The 22632-nt window shown below is 60.5% G+C and carries 23 protein-coding genes; 12 read left to right on the top strand and 11 right to left on the bottom strand.

What is annotated here, in order from left to right:
* Nucleotides 1–60 precede the first annotated feature (60 nt).
* Nucleotides 61–1254 carry an ROK family transcriptional regulator gene (locus tag ASE94_RS08215; RefSeq protein WP_062630017.1) on the bottom strand — a complete coding sequence of 398 codons (1194 nt, stop codon included), beginning with the start codon at nucleotides 1252–1254 and terminating at the stop codon, nucleotides 61–63.
* Between the two features lie 230 nt (nucleotides 1255–1484).
* Between ASE94_RS08215 and ASE94_RS08210 the strand changes: the two genes are divergently transcribed.
* The 3 genes from ASE94_RS08210 to ASE94_RS08200 all read left to right on the top strand — a co-directional run bounded on the left by ASE94_RS08210 (nucleotide 1485) and on the right by ASE94_RS08200 (nucleotide 4371).
* Entirely contained in the window at nucleotides 1485–2459 is a 975-nt protein-coding gene (locus tag ASE94_RS08210; protein WP_062630016.1) for a sugar ABC transporter substrate-binding protein, read from the top strand.
* A 74-nt stretch (nucleotides 2460–2533) separates the two neighbouring features.
* Nucleotides 2534–3592, top strand: coding sequence for an ABC transporter permease (locus tag ASE94_RS08205; RefSeq protein WP_061909337.1), 1059 nt, complete (start codon nucleotides 2534–2536; stop codon nucleotides 3590–3592).
* On the top strand, nucleotides 3592–4371 hold the full coding sequence (locus tag ASE94_RS08200) for an ATP-binding cassette domain-containing protein (RefSeq protein WP_062629962.1): 780 nt from the start codon (nucleotides 3592–3594) through the stop codon (nucleotides 4369–4371). The genes ASE94_RS08205 and ASE94_RS08200 overlap by 1 nt, the downstream gene beginning before the upstream one ends.
* A gap of 105 nt (nucleotides 4372–4476) precedes the next feature.
* Here the strand turns inward: ASE94_RS08200 and fdhD are convergent, their stop codons facing one another.
* On the bottom strand, nucleotides 4477–5250 hold the full coding sequence (fdhD, locus tag ASE94_RS08195; protein ID WP_062629961.1) for a formate dehydrogenase accessory sulfurtransferase FdhD: 774 nt from the start codon (nucleotides 5248–5250) through the stop codon (nucleotides 4477–4479).
* Nucleotides 5247–7535, bottom strand: a complete 2289-nt coding sequence (locus tag ASE94_RS08190) for an FdhF/YdeP family oxidoreductase (protein WP_062629960.1) — start codon at nucleotides 7533–7535, stop codon at nucleotides 5247–5249. The genes fdhD and ASE94_RS08190 overlap by 4 nt, the downstream gene beginning before the upstream one ends.
* A 328-nt stretch (nucleotides 7536–7863) precedes the next feature.
* Between ASE94_RS08190 and ASE94_RS08185 the strand changes: the two genes are divergently transcribed.
* Complete coding sequence (locus tag ASE94_RS08185) at nucleotides 7864–8562, top strand: DedA family protein (RefSeq protein ID WP_061909329.1); 699 nt, start codon at nucleotides 7864–7866, stop codon at nucleotides 8560–8562.
* 3 nt (nucleotides 8563–8565) lie between these two features.
* On the opposite strand, the gene ASE94_RS08180 is transcribed toward ASE94_RS08185, so the two are convergent.
* Nucleotides 8566–9363, bottom strand: coding sequence for a phosphodiester glycosidase family protein (locus ASE94_RS08180; RefSeq protein ID WP_062629959.1), 798 nt, complete (start codon nucleotides 9361–9363; stop codon nucleotides 8566–8568).
* 107 nt (nucleotides 9364–9470) lie between these two features.
* Between ASE94_RS08180 and ASE94_RS08175 the strand changes: the two genes are divergently transcribed.
* Together ASE94_RS08175 and coaBC are read left to right on the top strand one after the other, a co-directional pair.
* On the top strand, nucleotides 9471–10250 hold the full coding sequence (locus ASE94_RS08175; protein ID WP_162236063.1) for a nitrilase-related carbon-nitrogen hydrolase: 780 nt from the start codon (nucleotides 9471–9473) through the stop codon (nucleotides 10248–10250).
* The gene (coaBC, locus tag ASE94_RS08170) at nucleotides 10247–11467 is read left to right on the top strand and encodes a bifunctional phosphopantothenoylcysteine decarboxylase/phosphopantothenate--cysteine ligase CoaBC (protein ID WP_062629957.1); all 1221 of its coding nucleotides are present in this window, start codon (nucleotides 10247–10249) and stop codon (nucleotides 11465–11467) included. The genes ASE94_RS08175 and coaBC overlap by 4 nt, the downstream gene beginning before the upstream one ends.
* 19 nt (nucleotides 11468–11486) lie before the next feature.
* On the opposite strand, the gene ASE94_RS08165 is transcribed toward coaBC, so the two are convergent.
* Nucleotides 11487–12590 (bottom strand): aldo/keto reductase, encoded by a 1104-nt coding sequence (locus ASE94_RS08165; protein WP_062629956.1) that lies wholly within the window; start codon nucleotides 12588–12590, stop codon nucleotides 11487–11489.
* Between the two features lie 98 nt (nucleotides 12591–12688).
* Between ASE94_RS08165 and ASE94_RS08160 the strand changes: the two genes are divergently transcribed.
* Nucleotides 12689–13579 (top strand): LysR family transcriptional regulator, encoded by an 891-nt coding sequence (locus ASE94_RS08160; protein ID WP_062629955.1) that lies wholly within the window; start codon nucleotides 12689–12691, stop codon nucleotides 13577–13579.
* On the opposite strand, the gene ASE94_RS08155 is transcribed toward ASE94_RS08160, so the two are convergent.
* Nucleotides 13580–15100 (bottom strand): MFS transporter, encoded by a 1521-nt coding sequence (locus ASE94_RS08155; RefSeq protein WP_062629954.1) that lies wholly within the window; start codon nucleotides 15098–15100, stop codon nucleotides 13580–13582.
* An 81-nt stretch (nucleotides 15101–15181) separates the two neighbouring features.
* On the opposite strand from ASE94_RS08155, the gene ASE94_RS08150 reads away from it, so the two are divergent.
* On the top strand, nucleotides 15182–15718 hold the full coding sequence (locus tag ASE94_RS08150) for a TetR/AcrR family transcriptional regulator (protein WP_062629953.1): 537 nt from the start codon (nucleotides 15182–15184) through the stop codon (nucleotides 15716–15718).
* 3 nt (nucleotides 15719–15721) lie between these two features.
* Here the strand turns inward: ASE94_RS08150 and ASE94_RS08145 are convergent, their stop codons facing one another.
* Nucleotides 15722–15976 carry a hypothetical protein gene (locus ASE94_RS08145; protein ID WP_156352027.1) on the bottom strand — a complete coding sequence of 85 codons (255 nt, stop codon included), beginning with the start codon at nucleotides 15974–15976 and terminating at the stop codon, nucleotides 15722–15724.
* Nucleotides 15977–16054: 78 nt separating this feature from the next.
* Nucleotides 16055–17965, bottom strand: a complete 1911-nt coding sequence (locus ASE94_RS08140) for a methyl-accepting chemotaxis protein (RefSeq protein ID WP_162236062.1) — start codon at nucleotides 17963–17965, stop codon at nucleotides 16055–16057.
* Between the two features lie 265 nt (nucleotides 17966–18230).
* Here ASE94_RS08140 and ASE94_RS08135 point away from each other — a divergent pair, with 265 nt between their 5' ends.
* From ASE94_RS08135 to ASE94_RS20930, 4 genes are read left to right on the top strand one after another with little or no spacing between them, the layout of a single operon-like run.
* The gene (locus tag ASE94_RS08135) at nucleotides 18231–18821 is read left to right on the top strand and encodes a hypothetical protein (protein ID WP_062629950.1); all 591 of its coding nucleotides are present in this window, start codon (nucleotides 18231–18233) and stop codon (nucleotides 18819–18821) included.
* Nucleotides 18822–18823: 2 nt separating this feature from the next.
* On the top strand, nucleotides 18824–19240 hold the full coding sequence (locus tag ASE94_RS08130) for a phage holin family protein (RefSeq protein ID WP_062629949.1): 417 nt from the start codon (nucleotides 18824–18826) through the stop codon (nucleotides 19238–19240).
* A complete protein-coding gene (locus ASE94_RS08125; protein ID WP_062629948.1) occupies nucleotides 19240–20283 on the top strand; it encodes a DUF3618 domain-containing protein in 1044 nt (347 codons plus the stop codon). The genes ASE94_RS08130 and ASE94_RS08125 overlap by 1 nt, the downstream gene beginning before the upstream one ends.
* Nucleotides 20267–20509 carry a hypothetical protein gene (locus ASE94_RS20930; protein ID WP_156352024.1) on the top strand — a complete coding sequence of 81 codons (243 nt, stop codon included), beginning with the start codon at nucleotides 20267–20269 and terminating at the stop codon, nucleotides 20507–20509. Before ASE94_RS08125 ends, ASE94_RS20930 begins: the two co-directional genes overlap by 17 nt.
* Nucleotides 20510–20551: 42 nt before the next feature.
* Here the strand turns inward: ASE94_RS20930 and ASE94_RS08120 are convergent, their stop codons facing one another.
* Genes ASE94_RS08120 through ASE94_RS08110 form a run of 3 tightly spaced genes read right to left on the bottom strand, consistent with a single transcriptional unit; the run spans nucleotide 20552 to nucleotide 22625 of the window.
* Entirely contained in the window at nucleotides 20552–21253 is a 702-nt protein-coding gene (locus ASE94_RS08120) for a TfuA-like protein (RefSeq protein WP_062629947.1), read from the bottom strand.
* Nucleotides 21250–22389 carry a YcaO-like family protein gene (locus tag ASE94_RS08115; protein ID WP_280137170.1) on the bottom strand — a complete coding sequence of 380 codons (1140 nt, stop codon included), beginning with the start codon at nucleotides 22387–22389 and terminating at the stop codon, nucleotides 21250–21252. The genes ASE94_RS08120 and ASE94_RS08115 overlap by 4 nt, the downstream gene beginning before the upstream one ends.
* An 8-nt stretch (nucleotides 22390–22397) precedes the next feature.
* The gene (locus tag ASE94_RS08110; RefSeq protein WP_062629945.1) at nucleotides 22398–22625 is read right to left on the bottom strand and encodes a hypothetical protein; all 228 of its coding nucleotides are present in this window, start codon (nucleotides 22623–22625) and stop codon (nucleotides 22398–22400) included.
* Nucleotides 22626–22632: the final 7 nt, after the last annotated feature.

Here is a 22632-nt window from a genome sequence, read left to right as displayed (position 1 = left end):
CTGATTTTCGTGCGCCCAGAGTGCAATGGGTTTGCGGCGGGGGCAAGAGCAGCGGCGCCGTTATTGCACGCGGATGCTGCCGTTCATGAAGTAGCGATCAAAGAGGGGCGTGGTGGCAGCGCCAATGGCGCGGGCATTGAAGCCGACGGTACCGGCCTCGATGCGAGGGGTGATGAGACCACGCATATCCTGATTGAGAAGGTAGCGGCGGGTGCGCTCGACCAGTTCATGTTTGACCGGATCGGGGAAGGCGCCGTCGATCAGAATGGCCTCAAAGTCGATGACCGCGCAGACCGAAAGGCTGGCACGGGCGAGTTCCTGGGCGGTGCGGCCGATCCAGGGCTCGACGAAGCGGGAAAAGCCGCTCCAATCCTGTGGGAGGGTCCAGAGGCCGGCGGCGTCGTGGCCATTTTCGATAAGGCGGGTTTCGAGGAGATGGATCGATGCAACGTCGATCAATTGCTGGCTTTCGCCCTGCGGACCAAAGCTGCGCAGCGAACCGAGCGCGCCGGCATTGCCGTGGTGGCCTTGATAGACGGTGTTGTTGAGGACGATGCCACCACCGATGAAAGCGCCGACGAAGAAATAGGCGTAGTCGCGAAATTCCTTGCCGCGGCCATAGACGTGTTCTGCCTGGCAACCGGCAGTGGCGTCGTTGACGAGGCTAACCGGCAGGTCGGTGACTTCCGCCAATTCGGCGGCGAAATCGACATCTTTCCAGAGGGCGAATTCTTCGGCCGGAGCGCCGACGAGCTCGTTCCATTTCCAGAGCTCGAAGGGCACACCGATGCCAATGCCGCAGATGCGCTTGCGTTCGTTGGTTGAGCAGGAGGCGAGGATTTCAGCGAGGCCGGTGCGGAGAAAGGCGAAAATGCGCTCGGGGAGGGGGTAGGGATAAGTAATCTGCAGCTGCTTGCGCACGGTGCCGCGGAAGTCGGCGAGGAGCAAAACGGCGCTGCGGCGGCCGACCTTGCAGCCCAATGAGAGCACGCCGCCTTCGGCGAGCGACATGGGCACGGACGGCTTGCCGACCTTGCCCTTGACCGGCGCGCCGCGGGCCAGCAACCCCTCGGATTCCATTTCGCGCAGAATGATGGAAACCGTTTGGGGCGAAAGATTTGCAAGGCGTGCGAGATCGCTGCCGGCAAGTGCACCATGGCGTTGCAATAGGGTCAGCAACAGCCGTTCGTTATGGTCCCGAACACCGCTTTGATTGACCCCGCTGCTTACGCTTCTGATGTTTGCCGTCGTCATGGCCGGCACCATAGTTGGAGGTTTTGCCTAGCGGAAGATAGCATCACTCGAATAAATAAATAAATGAGATTTATATATTGACGTGCCGATTTGGACGCGCCACGATGGCAGGGTCAAAACGCATGAAACCAGCCTTCAGCCAGTGGAGGAGCCGCTTGGGCAGGGCTGGTGACCAGGGAGAGAGACAAGTGAAGAAGCTGCTTATTGGCACGGCGCTGAGCCTTGCCGTGATGTCTTCGGCTGCCATGGCACAGGACGCGGTGAGCGCGTGCCTGATCACCAAGACCGACACCAATCCGTTCTTCGTCAAGATGAAGGAAGGCGCCGAGGCCAAGGCCAAGGAACTGGGCGTGACCCTCAAAGCCTTTGCCGGCAAGGTCGACGGCGACCACGAAACTCAGGTTGCCGCCATCGAAACCTGCATCGCCGATGGCGCCAAGGGTATTCTGATTGCCGCCTCGGATACTTCGGCCATCGTGCAGTCAGTGCAGAAAGCCCGCGATGCGGGGCTCTTGGTGATTGCACTCGATACCCCGCTCAACCCGATCGACTCGGCTGACGCGACCTTTGCCACGGACAATTTCCTTGCCGGCGAACTGATCGGCAAATGGGCCGCTGGCAAACTTGGCGCGGAAACAGCCAATGCCAAGATCGCCATGCTCGACCTCGCCGTCAGCCAGCCCAGCGTTGACGTGCTGCGCGACCAGGGCTTCCTCACCGGTTTCGGCATCGATGTCGGTGATGCGAACAAGTGGGGCGACGAAAGCGATGCGCGCATCGTCGGCCATGACGTGACCTCGGGCAATGAGGAAGGCGGCCGCAAGGCCATGGAAAACCTTCTCGCCAAGGATCCGATGATCAATGTCGTCTATACGATCAACGAGCCTTCTGCCGCTGGCGCCTATGAAGCGCTGAAGTCGATCGGGCGCGAAAAGGACGTGACCATCGTCTCCGTCGATGGCGGCTGCCCGGGCGTCGCCAACGTCAAGGATGGTGTCATCGGCGCAACGTCGCAGCAATATCCGCTGCAGATGGCAGCGCTTGGCGTCGAGGCGATCAAGGCCTGGGCCGATAGCGGCACCAAGCCGACGCCGACCGAAGGCAAGGATTTCTTCGATACCGGCGTCAAGCTCGTGACTGACCAGCCAGTGGCCGGGGTCGATAGCATCGACACGACCGAAGGCGCCAAGCTCTGCTGGGGCTGATCGTTCAATGACCGCATAAAAGGCCGGGGCGGCGCAAGGCTGCCCCGGCCTTATTGGACAGGGAGGAGGACCCAATGACCAATCATACCGAGGCCGATGCCGGCCTCGCGCGCCGCACCGAGACGGTGGCAAGCTTTGACCAGCCGGTGACGCTACTCTCGCGGCTGCAGCATGCGCTGCACAGCAATCCGGCGCTCGTGCCGCTCATCGTGCTCGTTCTCTCGATCATCGTCTTCGGCGCGCTTTTGGGAGGCAAATTCTTCTCGTCCTTTGCGCTGACGCTGATCCTGCAGCAGGTCGCGATCGTCGGCATTGTCGGGGCGGCGCAGTCGCTGGTGATTTTGACTGCGGGCATCGATCTTTCGGTCGGCGCCATCATGGTTTTGAGCTCCGTCGTGATGGGGCAGTTCACCTTCCGGCTCGGCATGCCGCCCGTGGTGGCGATTGGCTGCGGATTGGTGCTCGGCACCTTTATCGGCTTCATCAACGGCTGGCTGATCGCGCGGGTCAAGCTGCCGCCATTTATCGTGACGCTTGGCGTCTGGCAGATCGCGCTTGCTACGAACTTTTTGTATTCCGGCAATGAGACGATCCGGGCCCAGGAGATCGAAACACAGGCGCCGATCCTTCAGTTTTTCGGGCAGTCATTCTCAGTGGCGGGGGCAGTGTTCACCTATGGCGTCATTGCTTTCATCGCCATCGTGCTGGTGCTTGCCTATGTGCTGCGGCACACGGCATGGGGCCGGCATGTCTATGCGGTGGGTGACGATGCCGAGGCGGCCAAGCTTGCCGGCGTCAATACGCGGGCCGTTTTGATTTCAGTCTACATGCTGTCGGGGCTGATCTGCGCCTTTGCCGGCTGGGTGCTGATCGGGCGTATTGGCTCGGTGTCGCCGACGTCGGGACAGACGGCCAATATCGAGTCCATTACGGCCGTGGTGATCGGCGGTATTTCGCTCTTTGGTGGGCGGGGGTCGATCCTTGGTATGCTGTTCGGCGCGCTGATCGTGGGCGTGTTCTCGCTGGGCCTGCGGCTGCTCGGGGCCGATGCGCAGTGGACCTATCTCCTCATCGGCGTTCTCATCATTGCCGCCGTGGCGGTGGATCAGTGGATCAGAAAGGTGTCTGCGTGATGGAACCGGTTCTTTATGCGCGCGGCCTCAACAAGCGCTATGGCAAGGTAACGGCGCTCGACAATTGCGATTTCGATCTGATGCCGGGAGAAATCCTGGCGGTGATCGGAGACAATGGCGCGGGCAAGTCGTCGCTGATCAAGGCGCTCTCGGGCGCTATCCAAGCCGATAGCGGCGACATTTTCCTTGAGGGCAACAAGGTCGCCTTTCCCTCGCCGATCGCGGCCCGGCATGCGGGGGTGGAGACGGTCTACCAGACGCTTGCCATGTCACCAGCGCTCTCGATTGCCGACAACATGTTCATGGGGCGCGAGTTACGGAAGCCGGGTTTCATGGGCAACGTCTTGCGCCAGCTTGATCGGCCGGAAATGGAGCGGATTGCGCGGCAGAAGCTGTCCGACCTCGGGCTCATGACCATTCAGAATATCAACCAGGCGGTGGAGACGCTCTCGGGTGGTCAGCGCCAAGGTGTGGCGGTAGCGCGGGCGGCGGCCTTTGGGTCCAAGGTTATTATCCTGGATGAGCCAACGGCGGCTTTGGGGGTGAAGGAATCTCGGCGCGTGCTGGACCTAATCCAGGACGTACGGGCGCGGGGCATTCCGATCATCCTGATCTCGCACAACATGCCGCATGTGTTCGAGGTGGCGGATCGTATCCACGTCCATCGCTTGGGGCGGCGGCTCTGCCTGATCGATCCCAAGGACTACACCATGTCCGACGCGGTGGCCTTCATGACCGGCGCAAAAGCGGCGCCGGGAGCGGAGATGGTGCGGCACTAAACGTTTGACCGTTGCGGTTGGGCTCTTTCTTTGTCCTCATTGGGGAGAGCCCGGCAAAGGGTGGTACGGTTCAGCCGTGCCACCCTTTGCTTTGCCTTGAGGCGCTTAGGCGCCGTAGATTTCGAAACCATCCTCTCGAGCAACGCCGATCAGGGTGATGCCGGCTTTCTGCGCTTCGTCTACGGCGAGGCGGGTCGGAGCCGAGATAGCGATCACTACCGGCGCGCCGAGGCGGGTTGTCTTCTGGATCAGTTCGATCGAGACGCGGCTGGTCAACAGAACGGCGCATTCCGACGTCGGCAGGTTCATCTGGGCGGCGCGGCCGGCGAGTTTGTCGAGCGCATTGTGTCGGCCAACGTCTTCGCAAATGGCGAGGAGGCCATTCTCGCGGTGCCAAAGCGCGGCGGCATGGACGGCGTGGGTCGCAGCGTTGAGGCTTTGGGCGGGTCGGAGACTGGCAGCGGCGGCGGTGATCTCTTCGCTAGAGAGATCAAGGCGCGCCGTGACCGGGGCAATGTCGCGCATGGCCGCCTCTATGCTTTCGATGCCGCAGAGGCCGCAGCCGGTGGGACCGGCTTGCTGTCGTCGGCGCTTGTTGAGGGCGTTGGCTTTGTCAGCGCCGATCCAGAGACGTACTTCGATGCCGAGATCGTGGTCGAGCACTTCGATGCGCTCGATTTCAGTGGCGGTTTCGATAATACCTTCGGTCAGTGCAAAGCCAATACCAAAAGCTTCGAGATCAGCGGGTGTCGCCATCATGACGGCGAGCGTGCTGCCATTGACGACAATGGCGACGGCAACTTCTTCAGCCAGATTGCGCTCGGTGCGGCCGCGGCCCCAACTTTGGGGGGCATAGGCGGAGTGGGTGACAAAGCTCATGGCACCAGCCTGACCGGCACGGATTTAGCGGCAGGCACCTTGCTCTCCTCGGCGTGCTGATAGACAGGGATCAGCACATTGCATTCGGGATAATAGCCGCCGACGCTGCCAGGCGGGATATTGTAGGCGGTGGCGCGGAGGCCGCCGAGGCTGCGCTCGATGCCATCATCCGCCACGGTCTTGAGGCCGACCATCTGGCCTTCGCTGATCCCAAAACGCTCCATGTCTGCTTTGTTGATCAGGAGAACTTCGCGGGTGCCGTGGATGCCGCGGAAGCGATCATCATAGCCATAGACGGTGGTGTTGAACTGGTCGTTGCTGCGAAGGGTGATGAGCCGCAGGACATCTTTGTCGGAGCCATCATCGAAGCTGGCGTGAAGGGCTTTTGGGACGACGAAGTCGGCCTTGCCGCTTTCCGTTTTCCACTCGCGGTGGCTGGCGGCGATGGGGCGGCGGAAGCCTTGGGGCTCCATAATGCGGCGATTGAAATCCTTGAATTGATCGGGATATGTCGCCTCGATGGCGTCGCGTACCTTGCTGTAATCGCCGACCCAACTGTCCCAAGGGACGTTCGGATTATAGGGCAGGGTGGCCTTGGCGATCTCGGCGACAATTTTTGCTTCGGAGAGAAGGTCGGGGCTGGCGGGCTCGGACAGCGCTTTTGAGCGGTGAATGACGGAGGTGGAGTCTTCGACAGTGACGATCTGCTCGCCTGTCGCCTGGCGGTCTTTTTCGATGCGACCAAGGCAAGGAAGCAGGAAACCTGTCTTGCCATTGAAGAGATGACCACGATTGAGCTTGGTCGCGACTTGCACGGTCAGGCGCATATTGGTCCAGGCCTTTTCCATCTGACCGTGATCGGGCACGGCGCGGAGGAAATTGCCGCCGAGCCCGATGAAAGCGTCGACGGTGCCGTCGATTATCCCCTCGCAGGTATCGATCGTGGAGAGGCCCTTTTCGCGCGGGGCGGTGAAGCCATATTGCTCTTCAAGGCGATCGATGGGAACGAGCTCGGGCTTTTCGGAAATGCCGACGGTACGCTGCCCCTGTACGTTGGAATGGCCGCGGACGGGGCAGAGACCGGCGCCCGGCTTACCGATATTGCCCCGCAGCAGCGCGAGATTGACCAGCATCTGTACCGCTTGGACGCCGAGCTTATGCTGGGTGATGCCCATGCCGTAGACGAGCATGGTGGCGGGGGCTTCGGCATAGATGCGGGCTGCGGTTTCGATCTGCCTTTGCGTCAGACCGGATTCGCGTTCGATATCGGACCATGAGAGGCTCATGACCCATTCGGAAAAGGCGCCGAAGCCCGAAGTGTGTTCGGCGATGAAAGCGTGGTCGAGGATAGCCGGCTTGCCGGCGGACGTTGCGGCCGCATCGCGTTCGATCAGCCAGCGGCTCATGCCAGCGACGACGGCGATGTCGCCTCCAGGGCGCACCTGAAAATATTCGCGGGCGATCTGGGTTTCGCTAAGCGTTGCCATTTGCACCGGATTTTGCGGATCGGTAAAGCGTTCGAGGCCGCGCTCGCGGAGGGGATTGAAGGCGACAATAGTGGCGCCGCGATCGACGGCCGATTTCAATTGATGCAGCATGCGCGGGCTGTTGGAGCCGACATTCTGGCCGAAGAAGAACAGCGCATCGGCCTTATCGAAATCTTCGATAACCACAGTGCCGACGGGTACGCCGATGCTGGCCTTGAGGCCGACAGAGGTCGACTCGTGGCACATGTTGGAGCTGTCGGGCAGGTTATTGTTGCCATAGAGCCGGGCAAGCAGAGCGTACATATAGCTCGTTTCAAGCGAGGCGCGGCCCGAGGCGTAAAAGACGGTGCGCTTGGGATCGACCTCGGCAATGGCCGATAGTTCGCGTCCGATGGTGGCAAAGGCTTCGGTCCAATCGACAGCGACGAACTTGTCCGTTTTGGCGTCGTAGCGCAGCGGTGTCGTTAGGCGGCCCACTTCTTCAAGCGCATAGTCGGACCAGGTCTTCAATTCGCTGACCGTGTGTTCGGCGAAGAATTTGGGCGTGACACGCTTCTTGGTCAGCTCCCAGGCGGTGGCCTTGGCGCCGTTTTCGCAGAATTCGGCGGGATGGGTGGGGTGGGGCTTGGCCCAGGCGCAACTGACGCAGGCAAAGCCATCAGGCTTGTTTTGCTTGAGGAGAATGCCGGGGCCATCGAGCAGCAGGCTTTCGCTCGCGAGATATTTCGCCACGGACTTGGCCGAACCCCAGCCGCCGGCCGGACCCTTATATGGCGCGATATGAGATTTGCTGGACATTGTTCGCGCTCCCCGGCACTGGCGGAGATGCCCGCCATGGAATTGAGTTGAAAGGGGAATGGGAGCGCTGGGGGATTGTTCCCGTGATCGCGAGGACCTGATGCACGCGGGAAACAGTCGCCCGTTTGTCATCGCCGGGATTTACTTGTCCGCTGGCTATTTGCGCTATGGTCAGAGTAGTCTTGAGTTATGTTCTGCAGCCAAGATGGTTGCAGAGTGAATGGGGTGATCGAGTGAGGCGTCCAGCCGCTAGCGAATTCCAAGGCCGGCTAAAAACTGGCGCGACCTGCCTTCCCCGTTCTTTCACTCTTACGGCCACCAACACCTTATGATCGAATTTCTCCATTCCACCTCGGTGTGGCTCGAGTCGCTGCTCAATTCCGTCTCGGATAATTTCTGGCTCTCGATCGCGTTCATTTTCTTCGTGGCTATCGGCGAGGCGGTGTTCATCCTCGGGCTGTTTGTGCCCTCGACGCCAGTTTTGCTGCTGGTCGGCGGTATTATTGCGACGGGCAAATTGCCGTTCTGGGAGATCTATTTTGCCGCTGTGCTGGGCGCCGTGATCGGGGACGCGATCTCCTATACGGTCGGCTTTGCGCTCAAAGACCGGATCAAGACGATCTGGCCGTTCCGGAACTATCTTGATCTGCTCGAACGCGGCGAGGCCTTCTTTGCCAAGCACGGTGGCAAGTCGGTGTTCATCGGGCGGTTCATTCCCGGGGTGAAAGCCGTGGTGCCGGGGATTGCCGGGATGATGGGCATGCCCTATCGCTGGTTTTCCATCATCAATATCACCTCGGCCTTCGCCTGGGCGGCGGCGCATATCCTGCCGGGCATGCTGCTGACGGCCTGGCTTAAATCGATCGGCCTGTCGCTCGAACTGGTAATCATCGTCGGCGCCATCGTGCTGACGGCGCTGTTCCTGTTGATCCACTACTTCAAGACCATCGTGCTGTTCTTCGCCCCTGTCATGGGCGGGTTCGGGCGCTCGCTGCAGGCACGCTGGGGGCAGCGCCCCAGCCACTAAGGCTTAAGGTTTCGGCACCGAATAGCTGAACATCGGGCCGAAGCCGCCATGCCAAGAGATGTCATTGCGGTTCATCTCCGGCAGGTAGATGCCCGTGCCGCGGCCGCCATCGAGATAGAGCACGTCCGGACAGGCGAGGTGCTCACGGAAGAGCTGGGCGAGATCGTAGAAATTGACGCGCGTGTCACTGATGGCGAGGCGCACCATGCCATTGCTGCAGACGCCGATAGCGCTGCGGCGGTTACGATCGGTTGAGCCGGGAATGAGGATGGGGTTCAGTTCGCCATCCATGACCAGCAAGGGGCCGGATTGGGTGGCGATGCGGGTTTGCGGCGCGGCGCTGGAAAATGCGTCAGTCGTGACGACGGCGGCTTGGCCTTCGGAATCGACATAAAAGACACCGTTGGGCGATTTGTAGAAATTGGGCACAGGCCCATTTGCGCCGCCCACGCTCTTGGTATTGAGCCGCGTCTTCTCTTCCCCACTCTCGGCATACAGGCCCATGGGACGATAATCGGTGTCGTACATGCCGGCATTGAGAGCGAAGAGGAGCTCGCGGCCCTTGGTGGCCTCGGCATCGGCGAGGGCGGCGAAGGTGCGGTAGGGCTGACCATCGGCGCCCGCCCAGTGTAGCCCAAGATCGGCGGGATGGTCGAAATCGCAAACCAAATAGGCGGCGTCGTTATAGTCGACCTTATTGCAGACGTCGTCCGCTTGGGCGGCGGTCGAGGTAGCGAGGACGGCCAGCGCGAAGGCGGAAAAGGTCAAAGACGCGCGGCCGGGAGAAAGAAAATCAGTCATTGCTGTAGTCTCGCCCGATCGGGTGGATGGAGCAACCCTTCCTTGCCTTCGAGCGTCGCCCTGCGTTAGGCAGGCGCATCACCTTTGGGCGAGGAACGTTTATGCGTGTGGTTCTGACCCAGCCGAGCGTCCGGGCACGGGATGCTTCCGACTTCGATTATGTAGCGACGCTGCTGCGCAAGCGCCGGTTTCGTGGGCAGTCGGAAGACGTGATCGTGTTGCCCGAGCTGATCGGCGAAAATAGCGCGACGGCGGACTATCTGGCGCGCTGCGCGGCGATGGCGCAGGAGTTCGGCTGCCATGTGATCGGGGGTAGTCACTTTACCGAAGCTGGCGGGCGGATGATCAACCAGGGTGCGGTGGTCGATGCACGGGGTGCGGTCGTGACGCTGTATCAAAAAGCCAATCCCTATGGGCTCGAGCGGGAATTCTCGACGGGCAGCGATAGGGCGGGGGCGAGCTTTAAGATTGGCGAGGTCGAATGCTTCGTCCTGGTCTGTGCCGATTTCTGGCATGTCGACGCTTATCGCGGGTTGCCGGCGCAGCCGGAAATCATTTTCGTGCCCGCCTTTTCAGTGAGCCGGAAAAGCACACCCGATCTGGCGCGGGCGCGGTGGCGCCATGCGATGATCGCGCGGGCTTTCGAGCAGGCGGCGTATATCGCGGTGAGCGATTGGGCCTATCCGGTGGGTAAAGAAATCCGACCGAGCAGCGGCGTGGCGGGTCTGGCGCATCCCGATCCGGCGCGGACTCAAGATTTGCTACGCTCGCTAGGCAAAAGCGAGGTTCGGGTGTTCGAGATCGATCCCGAAGCGGGGCGGTTGTTGCGGGAAGATCAGAAATCGCGCGGCTTTGAAATTGCCCGCATGCGGCAGGAGCAGCCATGAGCATCACCGGAAAACGGATCCTCCTCGTCGTCGCTGGCGGTATCGCGGCTTATAAAGCGCCTGACCTCGTGCGGCGATTGCGGGAGCGTGGGGCGAAGGTGCAGTGCGTGATGACGCCGACGGCGCATCAGTTCATCACCCCGACGACGCTGGCAGCGGTGAGCGGGCTGCCGGTTCATACCGACCTCTTCGATGCCGAAGTGGGTGTCGATGTCGGCCACATTCGGCTCGCGCGGGACGCTGACCTGATCGTCGTCGCCCCGGCCACGGCTGATATTCTGGCGCGTGTCGCGCATGGCCTAGCGAACGATCTCGCAACCACCGTGCTGTCGGCACGAAGTAGTCCGGTGCTGTTGGCGCCGGCAATGAACCCGAAAATGTGGGACAATCCCGCGACACAGCGCAATGTCGCCCAATTGCGGGATGACGGATTTTCGTTCGTGGGGCCCGAGCGCGGCGAAATGGCCGAGAGCGGTGAGGCGGGGCTTGGCCGGATGGCGGAGCCGCTGGCGATCGTCGCGGCCGCCGAGGCTCTGCTCGCGCCGCAAAGCCGCGTGCTTGAGGGGCTGAGTTTTCTTGTCACCTCCGGGCCGACGGAAGAGCCGATTGATCCGGTGCGGTTCATTTCCAATCGCAGTTCGGGCAAGCAAGGACATGCGATTGCCGCGGCGCTGCTGCGTGCGGGCGCTCGCGTTCGCCTTGTCAGCGGGCCGGTGAACATTCCGGCGCCCAAGGGCGCTGAGGTGGTTTCAGTGGGATCGGCGGCGGAAATGCTGGCGGCTGTTGAAGACGGATTGCCGGTCGATGGCGCGATCTTTGCGGCGGCAGTAGCGGATTGGCGGTCGGCCGAAGTCGCGTCCCAAAAGATGAAGAAGCAGGGCGGGGCGGACGAAGAGCTGGTGCTGCGGCTCGTGCGCAATCCCGATATTTTGGCGACCGTCGGGCATCATGCGCAGCGGCCGACGCTTGTGGTCGGCTTTGCGGCGGAGACCATTGATCTCATCGCCAATGCCGAGAAAAAATTGCGTTCCAAGGGGGCGGATTGGATCTTGGCCAACGATGTCTCCGCTGCTGTCTTTGGGGCGGATAGCAATCATATCCACCGGGTTGGGAAAGACGGGGTTGTCGATTGGGGAAGCGGCCGCAAGACACAACTGGCTGAGCGACTGGTGCGCGAGATTGCCGTATTATTCGGGAGGGAAACGGCGACGGAATAACCACCGCCGTTTGTATTGGCTAGGCGCGACGCGGCGCCCAAGGCGAAACCGATTGGCCGCCGAAGAAGGCCTGGCGCGGAAGCTGGAAGATGAAATAGGGGCTGGGGAGCGCTATCGCTGTCGCCGCTTCAAGCCGGTTGAGCTGGTCTTCGGATAGGGCCAATTCAAGCGAAGCTATGTTCTGGACGAGTTGGTCCGGGCGGCTAGCGCCAATCAGGACCGAGGCGACGCCAGTACGAGCAGCGACCCAGGAAAGCGCGACCTGCGCCATGGTTTTTCCTGCTTCCTCGGAAATGGCGCGGACGGTGTCGACGATATCGAAATTGCGCTTTGTAAAGAGCATGCCGCCAAAAGGATTGTCGCCGTTAAGGCGGCCTTCTGCGGCGTTTGCGTCAGCAGTGCCATCCGGCATTGCGGGCGCGCGATTGGCTTCAGCGATCTTGTCGCGTCCATATTTGCCGGTGAGAAGGCCAGCGCCGAGCGGGCTCCATGGCACCAGGCCAAGACCAAACTCGTTCGCTGCAGGCAAGATGTCGAGTTCGACGCCGCGATCGATCAGCGAATAGGAGTATTGCAGCCCAATGGGTTTTGGGAGGCCATGGGCTTCGGCGAGAGTTGCGATCTTCGCGACATACCAGGACGGCGTATTGGAAAAGCCGTAGTGCAGGATTTTCCCCGCATGGATTGCGTCTGCGATGGCGGCGAGCACTTCCTCGGCGGGCGTCGTGCGATCCCAGACATGCATCCAGTAGAGGTCGACATAATCAGTGCAGAGACGTTTGAGCGAGCCTTCGAGCGCGGTGCGGATATTCTTGCGACCATTGCCGCCAGCGAGCGGGGTACCCTGCTCGCGGGAGAAACCGAATTTGGTGGCCAGAACGACGCGATCTCGCAGGCTGCGTTCGCGGATGAAGCGGCCGAGCATGGTTTCGCTCTGGCCACCGGAATAGATATCGGCTGTATCGACGAAATTTCCGCCCACCTCGACATAGGCATCGAAGATGGTGCGCGAAGTGGCTTCGTCGGCGCCCCAGCGATCGGTGCCAAAGGTCATGGTGCCGAGGGCAAGGGGGCTGACAATCAGTCCAGATTTTCCAAGCGTGCGATAATTGGTCATGCTCATGCTGCGTTCCTTCCACTGCTGGTGAAGCAGAGATAGGCCGGAGACGCGACGCGCATTAGAGCTTGCCCATGGCACGAGCTTGTGAGCAAATTTCAATAATGGACCGCAATCAGCTCAATGATCTATCGACCTTTGCCGTTATTGCGCGGGAGGGCAGTTTTACCCGCGCGGCATCCATCCTCGGTATGTCGACCTCGGCCCTGAGCCACGCCATGCGCGGGCTCGAAACGCGGCTTGGCGTCAGGCTGTTGTCGCGTACGACGAGGAGCGTGGCGCCAACCGAGGCGGGAGCGCATTTGCTGGCGACGCTCGGGCCAGCGCTGCGGAGCATCGAGGAGGGCTTGCAGGGGCTCGATGATTGGCGCGGCAGTCCGACCGGCACCGTGCGGATCACGACCTTTGCCTGGGTGGCGGAAAAAATCCTCGAGCCGAAACTGCCGGCCTTTCTTCTCGCCAATCCCGGCATTCGCGTGGAAGTCGAGATCGAGGACGCCCTTGTCGATATCGTGGCTGCGGGCTTTGATGCGGGCATTCGCTTCGGCGAAACGCTCGACAAGGACATGGTGGCGGTGCGGGTGGGGCCGGACCTCAGAACCATCGTTGTCGCCACGCCCGATTATTTCGCGCGCATCCCGCCGCCCGTCTCGCCCTATGATCTCGATCGACACGAGTGCATCGGCTACCGGCTGACGACTTCGGGTGGACTTCTGCCTTGGGAGTTCCGGGTGGATGGCAAAGATATCAAGGTCCGCACAACCGGCCCTCTGGTGGTCAATGATGGCGCCTTGGCTGCTTCCGCGATCCGGGCAGGGGTGGGCTTGGGTTACATCATGGAAGAAGAGGTGATCGAGGACCTGGCCGCAGGGCGGCTTGTGCAGGTCCTCGACGAATATTGCCCGAGTTTTCCCGGCTGCTATCTCTATCATCCGAGCCGGCGACAATCGCCGCCGGCTCTGCGGGCGCTGATCGAGGCGCTGCGCGTACGCTGATCAGTGGGCAGTCGCCGTCGTCCCGCGATATTTAGCGAGCATGAAAAAGACCAGCACGGAGAGGCAAAAAATCAGCCCGGCGGCTGTCGAGAGCAACACCGAGTGGGTTGCGGTGAAGGCCGCCTTGCCGGCGTCGATCAGGGCGGTGGCCTGATCTTCTGGCAGGCTCTGGGCGACGAGATAGGTATCGCCAATGGAGCGGCTGGCATCGTCAGCGAGCGTTGCAGGGAGATCGGCGGGTAGGGTCATCGAGCGGGCGTAAACGCTCGATATGAAGACGCCGAAGAGGGTGATGCCGAGGCCGGTGCCGAGCTCGTAACCGGTGGCTTCGAGTGAGCCCGCCGCGCCGCCCTTGTTGGCTTCGACCGAACCCATGATCGCAATAGAGGATGCCGTCAGCCCGATGCTGAGCGTGAGGCCCAGCAGCGCCAGGAGTGCGGGCACCGTGAAGCCGGGATCGTGGAAGTCGCTTGCGCCGAGCATGGCCAGCGCCCCGGCCGAGAGCAGCAGCGACGAACTGGCGACAAGACGAAGGCCAAACTGGTTCGACAGAAAACCGGCAATCGGGCCGCCGACGGCCGAGGCTGCCATGATCGGGATCATGAACAAGCCAGCCTGGAGCGGGGTCTTGTCGAGCACATATTGCAGTTCCTGCGCGAGTGTCAACTCGACGCCGGCCAACGAACTGGTGGCGACGATAGCCATGATCATGCCGGCAACGATAGCGGGGTGGGAAAATAGCGAGAGATCGAGCATCGGCTCTTTAGAGCGCAATTGCTGACGGGCAAAGGCGCCGAGAAGGCAAAGGCCGATGGCGACGATCCCCAACGCGAGGACAAGCGGGAGTTTGGCACCGAAGCCGGCCTTGATGCCATAGACGACCGAAATCATCCCGGCGATGAGGAGGAGCGCCTGACCAATGGCCCATTTGCCCGATGTCGTCTTCTCGACGCGCGGTAGGAGGAAAAAGCAGGCCGAAATCACCACGACCATGACGGGCACGTTGATGAGAAACACCGAGCCCCACCAAAAATGTTCGAGGAGGCCTCCGCCGACGAGTGGACCGATGGCGGCACCGGCAGAACCGACCGTGCCCCAAAGTCCCAGGGCAATGGCGCGTTCTTTTGGATCTTCAAAGGTCCGGCGAATGATGCCGAGAACGCAGGGCATGATCATTGAGCCGCCAAGCGCAAGCAGCACGCGGGCGCCGATCAGCATGGCAGCGTTCTGGGCAAAGGCTGCCCCGACCGATGCGAAGCCGAACACTACCAGGCCAGTGAGAAGGATCTTCCGGTTGCCGATGCGGTCTGCCAAGGTGCCCATAGGCACCAGGAGGCCAGCCATCAGCAGCGGATAAATGTCGATGATCCACAACACCTCGGTGCTTGAGGCGCGTAGCGCCTGGGTTAGGGTTGGCACCGCGACGTGAAGGATGGTCATATCGAGCACGACCGGCAGGAAAGCCAGCATGACGGCGACGAGAACAAGCCAACGCTTCGGGTCGGGACGGGTCGTAGACATAAAGCACCTGACGCTATTGAGCGTCCGAATATAAATACATACGTATGGATTTCAATTCACGAATTTGCGGGAGGTCTCAGCATGGGCAGGAAGCCGACGATCACGCGGGTGAAGCTGCTTGAACTGGCCGAAGAAATCGTGCGCACCGATGGGGTTAAGGCGCTGACGGTGGATGCACTGGCGCAAGCCGCCAAAATCTCGAAGGGTGGGGTGCAATATTCGTTTGCGTCCAAGGACGAGCTGGTCAAAGCGCTGGTGGATCGCTGGACTAGTCAATTCGATGCCGAACTGGCCGACAATGACGATCAAACGATGAGCAAAATTATCCGGCGCTATATTGCCGTGACCCGGTCATCACAAGGCGCGATGAATGCCAAGCTTGCCGGCCTGATGATTGCCTATATCCAGGACCCGGAGAACCTCAAGGAAACGCGGGCGTGGTATCAGTCCATGTTCGATAAGTTCGCGGGCAAGGATCCAGACGCGCAGGCCGTGCGCGTCGCGTTCCTGGCGGTCGAGGGCCTGTTCCAGCTTCGCATTGCGGGGATCGACCAAGAGGGCGCCTGGCTCGGCTTTCTCGACGACGTTGAAGCCGTGCTGAGCCGGCTGCTCGACTAGGGGCTACCAAGAGCCGCGGATGCGGTCGATGATCTGAGAGAGCATCAACTGTCCGGCCGAGGTGAAATGGAAGCGGTCGCCATCCAGCTTGCCCAGATCTCTCTCCGAAAGCTCAGAAATGGCTTGGGGGTCTGCGCGATGGCCGGCCCCGTCACCAGCAATAACACTGGTTACTGCATCACCGGATTCGAGCTGATGGTAGGCGGCGAATGCAAAGACGGCGAGTGCCTTGTCGCTCAGGTCATTTGGGGTGGTCATGCCGGTCTCCGCTTCTGGGTTTGGCCAGAGCAGAAACGACATGGGGGATGACTTGTTCCTCCGACAAGAGCGGCAGCCTCAAGCCGCTCGACGCGAGGCGCGGAGATTGGTGTTGTCGATGGTAAAGACCTCGACGATCTGATCAAGGACAATGGCCTGGGATTCAGTCTGCTCGATAGCGGCGTTGGTTTCCTCGACGAGGGCCGCATTCTGCTGGGTCATTTCATCCATCTGGCGCACGGCAGTCGAGATTTCGGCAATCGCGGTGGACTGTTCCTGGCTTGAGGCTGCAATTGCTTCCACGAGCTGAGCAGCATCGCGGACGCCTGATACCATGGTGCCCAGGCGGGTTGTTGCTTCGGCAACGAGTTTGGAGCCGCCATCAACCTGGCTTGCAGACTCTTCGATGAGAGCTTTGACCTCGCTCGATGCCTGGGCTGCAGACTGGGCGAGACGGCGAACTTCTACGGCGACTACGGCAAAGCCCTTGCCCGCCTCACCAGCGCGCGCGGCTTCGACCGAAGCGTTAAGGGCCAGCAGGTTGGTCTGGAAAGCGATGTCATCGATCATGCCGATGATGTTCGATATTTTCCGCGAGCTGGCGGAAATGTCTTCCATCGCCTCGTTGGCGCGAGCCATGACAGCGCCAGTCTGGTCTGCGGCTTCTGCAAGTTGAACGGACTGGCGGCTGGCGGTTTTGGCGCGGCTCGCGTTCTCGGTGACGGTTTGGGAAAGCTGTTCCATCGCCGCCGAAGTTTCCTCGATCGCCGCGGCCTGACGGGTCGTGCGGCTTGAAAGGTCATTGGCGCCGGCCAGGATCTCGCCGGTGGCATTCTTGACGCCGAGCGAGGTGTGGCGGAGGCGACCAACGATTTCGGTCAGGCGATCGGAGACGGTGTTGACGTTGTGCTTGAGGCGTTCGAAGGCCCCGGCATAGTTGCCCGCAACGCGCTTGGTGAGATCGGTGTTCGACAGAGCCGTCAGCACATCGCCGGTTTCCCCGAGGCCGCGATCGACAGTGTCGACGAGCTGGTTGACGCTGCCGGCGAGCGTGTTGAGCTCGGTATCTGGAAAATTGGCATCGACGCGGCGGGTGAAGTCGCCATTGACGGCGGCGGAAACCACCTCGCCGAAGGCAGCCTGGAGATTGGCCATCATCTTGCGGCGGTCTGCGGCCGTGGCTGCGGCTTGAGCCACTTCGGCCTCGGTCATGTTTGCGATCTTGAGCCCGTTCTGGCGGAAGATTTCTGCGGCTGTTGCGATGCGGCCGATTTCGTCGCGGTCACCGGCTGAAGGAATCTTGGTATCGAGCTTGCCTTCGGCAACGGCGAGGAGAGCCCCCTCCATCTTGGTGAGGCGGCCCGACACGGTGCGGAAGATGACGAAGCTCGCATAGCAGACAGCCGCCAGCGCGATGGCGCCCATGCCGTAAAGAAGCACAAGCAGCTTGGAGAACCCGGCCTGACTTTGCGCGTAAACATCAAGCGCGACATGGCCCTGAAGATTGACAAGATCGGTCAACGCTGCGCTTAGCGGATCGATGGCCGGGTAGAGTTCAGTATTGATGAACTGAACGAGGCCTTCGCTATCTTGAGCTTTGAATAGTGCCAGTGCCTTTTTCGTTGCGGCTTCTGCAGTGGTCCGGGCGGCGTCGGCCTTTTGCACCAACGCTTGTTCTTCAGGCGTCAGATAAGTGCTGACATAAGCCTGCCACTGTTTTGTATCGGTCGCTATCGCCGCTTCAATGGATTGCGCACCTTCTTCCCAGGAGAAAGCGCCGGAGCGGACTTTGTGGGATGCATCGACAACGAAGACGGCATAGGCATCTGCGACTTCCTTGATCTGTTGCAGCGGGATCAGCCGATCCTCGATGACGGTCTTGAGGTCGCCATTAAGACTGAGCGCCGAAGAGAAATTCTCGAAAACCAGCGCTGTGATGACCAGACTCAGTGCGGCCAGCGTCAGAACCAGCTTGGTTTTGATCGTCATTGCTTTTTTCGCCTGCATGCAAACGGCAAGGTCCGCCCAACCTCAAGGATGCTTCGCTTGGCTGGCATCTTCCCAATTTGCCGTTAGCCACAAGCATACGCATTTATACGGATATAGAACTTAATATTGGACGAACGCTGCTACGCTGTTGGTTCCAATTTGGTGCCCAATTGCCTTGAGGCAATAAGCGGAACTGCCTCCACCACTCTCCATTCTCCGGAAAGCGTCCGCCACGGGTTGCGGCCGATACTTCCAGGAGTTTCAGATGAGCATCGAGGATCCGAATGCGAACGGCGCTGCCGGCGCATCGCCGGAACTGAAAAATCAGGTTGCTGACGATCTGAACCAGGCCGTTTCGAGGGCCGGTGATGATCTGGAGGCGGTCACTCAACGAGCGGCTCACGATGCCAAAAACCTTGGGCATATGGCTGAAGAGAAAGTTTCAGAGGTCGCAGGCAAAGCAAAATCCTTTGCCACAGACCAAAAGGATCTGGCAGCAGACCAGATCAACGGTATTGCAGCGGCGATTTCGAAAGTTGCAGGTGAACTCGAAAATTCGAACCAGCAGACGGTTGCCCGCTATGCGCGCGATCTTGCTAATGGGCTAACGCGCGTTGGGGATCGGGTACAGACGTCCGATGTCGATGAGCTGATGGGGTCGGCGCAGGATTTTGGCCGAACGCAGCCCGTGGCTTTCCTCGGTGCCGCGGCTCTGGCCGGGTTCGTGGCCAGCCGGTTTGCAATGGCTTCGGCGCAGCGACGCGAACCGGGCCGCCAAACGCAACCGAAGAGAGAGCCAGCGTCGCCGACGACTTCTTATGATGCGCAGACGACGCGCGATCAGGGAGGGTTCTGATCATGTCGCAGGCTCAAGAAGGTCGCCCGCTTGCCGAATTGCTCGGCGGGCTGGTCGGAGATCTCTCCAATCTCTTCCGCAAGGAAGTGCAGCTTGCCAAGACCGAGGCTTCTGAAAAGGCATCTCAGGTCATGGGTGCTGCTGGATCGATAGCCGTTGGTGGCGTCTTGCTGCTTGGCGCGCTCGGCGTTTTGCTGGCTGGTCTCGTCTCGCTCCTTGCAGCGTGGATGGTCAATGCGGGTATGGACCCGACGCTTTCCAACGCAGTCGCTGCCGGCATCGTGACGGTGGTGGTCGGACTAATCGGATGGATGACGCTCTCTAAAGGGCTCAGCGCCCTCAAGGCAAGCAATCTCAATATGAACCGGACGGCCGCCTCGCTCGGCCGCGACGCTGATGTGGTCAAGGAGAGACTCTAATGTCGAGTGATACGGAACATAAAAGCTCCGCCGAATTGCAGCGCGAAATCGAGATGCAACGCAATCGGGTGGAAAACACTATCGACGAAATTTCCGCCAAGCTTTCGCCGGGCCAACTCGTCGATGAACTCCTCGCCTATACCAAGGGAAGCGGCGGCGAATTCGTTTCAACCCTGCAACGCCAGGTAACTGCCAATCCGCTTCCCGTTGCCTTGCTCGGCGTCAGCCTCGCCTGGTTGATGGCAAAGCCCGCAAGCGGGGATAAGGCTCGAGCCCAAAGCGACCGTGCGTGGGACGATAGCATCAACCGCAACCGCGGTTATGCGGCGTCATCCGATATCGACGAAAACGATTATCCGGTGACGATCATTTCCGGCAGCAGCCTCCGTCGTCAGAGCCTCGCATCGGACGCGCAGGGAAGGCGTATTAGCCGGTTCTCAGATGATGCCGGCAAAACATACTCGGCAGAGTCAGACGAGCACGGTAATCGCGCCAGCCATTTCGTCGACGAAGCTGGCAATCGCTTCAAGGGCTTTACCGACGCGACGGGCGCGCGCATCGAGCATTTCCGCGATGAAGCTGGAAATGCGCTGGAGGAAGCCAGTGGCTGGGCGTCCCATACCTGGCAAAAGGCGCGTGAACGCATGCATGATCTGCGTGATGCTGCAGGATCCGGCATGCATTCTGGGCGCTCGCATGCGGGCGATATGGCAGGCTCTGCCCTGCATGGTGTCGAAGGATTGCAGCAGACCGTCTTGCATCAGTTCCGCGATCAGCCACTTGTTGGCGGTGCACTCGCCTTCGCACTTGGCGCAGCTCTCGGCTCGGCCCTTCCGCATACCCGCGAAGAAGACAAGCTGATCGGCGAAGCGGCAGATGCGCTGAAAGCCAAGGCAGGCGCGGCTGTGCAGGAGGGCTATGAGGAAGGTCGCGACAAGGCCGCCGAGGTCTATGAAACTGCCACGGAAAAGGCTGCTGAAGTCTATGGCCAGGTTAAAGACGGGCTAAGAGACAAAGGAGCCAATGATGGCGGAATACAATAGCGACGCACGGCATCAGCCGAAGGGTGATCATAATCGGCGGATTGCGCTGGGGATGGATATCGACGTCTTTGCGGCTGAAGCTGGCCTGACCCCCGACCAGGTGCATGACTATGAGGCCACCAGCATAGACCACGCCTTTGATGAAGACGTGGCGGCCCGCTATCAGACCGCACTCGAGCGGCTGGAAGCTAACCCGCCAGTGTCACAGACTGTTCGGAACCAGTGAATGCAGAGTCAGATGGCGGTGTTGGATCCGATTGGATCGGGATCAACGCGCTTCTAGCAAACCCAAAAGCGCCGCTGACTGGCTTAGTGTCCAGTCACCGGCGCTTTTTTTCTCGTTGTTTTTCAGCATTTCCGCGAGCAGCAGGCAGGCATCGTGTTGCTTGGTCCGAACGACATGGGCTTCATAAAGTGCGCGGATTTCTAAACCGCGGGCGATCTCGAAACTACACCCAGCAAAGAGCGTATCAAGGTCGCGGGCGCTGAAGTGGATACTTTGCGCGATGGCCAGCATTTCAATGGATTCCGCAGCGGAGATTGAGCCATTGCGCTTCAAGCACTCTATCGTCGCGCGGACGTCCACAAGCGGTTCGGTAAAGGGTATAAAGTCGAACTCGGCTGGGCCGTGCAGCAAAGCGACGTCGGCATCATCGGTCAGATCGCCAGCGATGTAGGCGTGCGCAATGCTGCCGACTGGGATCATCCCGAACTGCCAGCATTCGGCAGCGCGTAGCGCGCCCATCGAGGCGGCGCCAAAAACCTGGCAGCCGTTGGACAGTGCGTAAAGGATTTCTTTGTGCCAGACGGAGGCGCAAGAGCCGAAATAGCCATCGACGAGCCCGATATGTGTGGCGCCGGCTTCGACCGCGGAAATGAGGTCGCGCTGTGCTGCGGGCGGGGCAATGGTCAAGCCATTTGGGTGCGCGATGCCGTACAGGCTCGGTCCAGCGAAAACAATGCGGGTCATAGCGCCGTCATCGCTTTTATGGCGCGCGCGCCGGGCCGCCAGTGAACATTGGTCGGGCGATCTTCGAGCTTGGCCGAGAGAACTTTGACCACCGAGATTTCGGCGTTCGGTGCGGAAAGCGGGACGACGATGGGGCTGTCGCCGAGAATGTTCGGAAGTCGTGCAAGCTCGTCTTCTGACATTGCCGGAGGGAGACCCCGTTTGGGATGTACTTTTGCGATGAGCTTCGGCAGCCAGTCTGGAAGCGGCTTGGAATAATCACCTGGCTCAATATCGTCCCGGGCGCCGGCAATGTTGGAAATGCGGGTTTGGGCCGCCTCCTCGAGGGCGCCAAGAAGCGCTCTAACGGGCGAGGGATGAGCGCACACGCCGGAAGCAATATCGAAGAAAAGGGCAGGGGTTCCAGACCAAAGAAGTGCCATCATCGTTGGCACGCCGAGATCCGTGGTGAGATCGAAAACCAACACCTCGATCTTGGCGGCTCGAAGTTTCGTTAAGATGGCCGAGATGCGCGCATTGTCTACGCGTGAAAGATCGAGGGCGGATTTCGCGCAATGATTGAGCGAGCGCAAGGCCCAGAGGGTAGAGGCGTCGCGCTCTAGTACTTCGAAAAGGCCGTGGGCTATAGCTTCGGCCTCGCCAAAGCCCGCGGCAAGGCCGTTGGACGATTGCGCGAAAGGGATTTTCTCCTGAGCATTGGGCGCGATGGCGACACTGTCGAGAGGGACGAGGATTGGGTCTCTCGAACCGATGCGGTGACCCTGAAGCCAATGAATTTGCGTGTCTACCGCACATACAAAACCACGCGGAAGCCGGCCGCCAGGCCAATGGAATGTCCGATTGTCGCGCGTTAGGTCCTCGCGCGAAGCTCTGACCCATGGCGCCTGAGGTCTCTCGCCGACTGCAAATTCGACCGCTTCCATGATAGCTGACAGTTTGGCGGCGGCTTCGGTCGTTCCCTTGCCCTGATGAACGGAGAGCGTTCGCGAATTGGGACGGATGGCGGCATAGCAGGGGATGCCGATGATATCGAGATTGGTTTGTTGTGCGAGGCGCGTAATGCCAAACTCAGAAAGTCTCGGCATGATTAGAGAGAGGGCTTCGTCTGGCTGATGCCGACGACGAAGCCCTTCCAGCCAGTGGGTCAGCGTACGGCCCCGCCATCGAAGAAGAAGCGGCCAACAGCATCGTCGCGGCTTTCTACGGCAACGGCGAGATCGACGCCCTTGATCACCGCTGCGCCGCTCTGGCGCACCTTTGCAACGGCTTCATCCACGGAATCGGCCGACACTTTTTCAATCGCGCCGCTATCGAGATTGATCAGCGACAATCCAGCTTCGCCGGCAATACCCAGAAGTACAAACTTAGCCATCAGTCCC

This window comes from Devosia sp. Leaf64 (assembly GCF_001421945.1).
Taxonomy (GTDB): domain Bacteria; phylum Pseudomonadota; class Alphaproteobacteria; order Rhizobiales; family Devosiaceae; genus Devosia.
The sequence above is the reverse complement of the archived record's forward strand: the minus strand, read 5'-3'. Positions and strand labels throughout refer to the sequence as shown.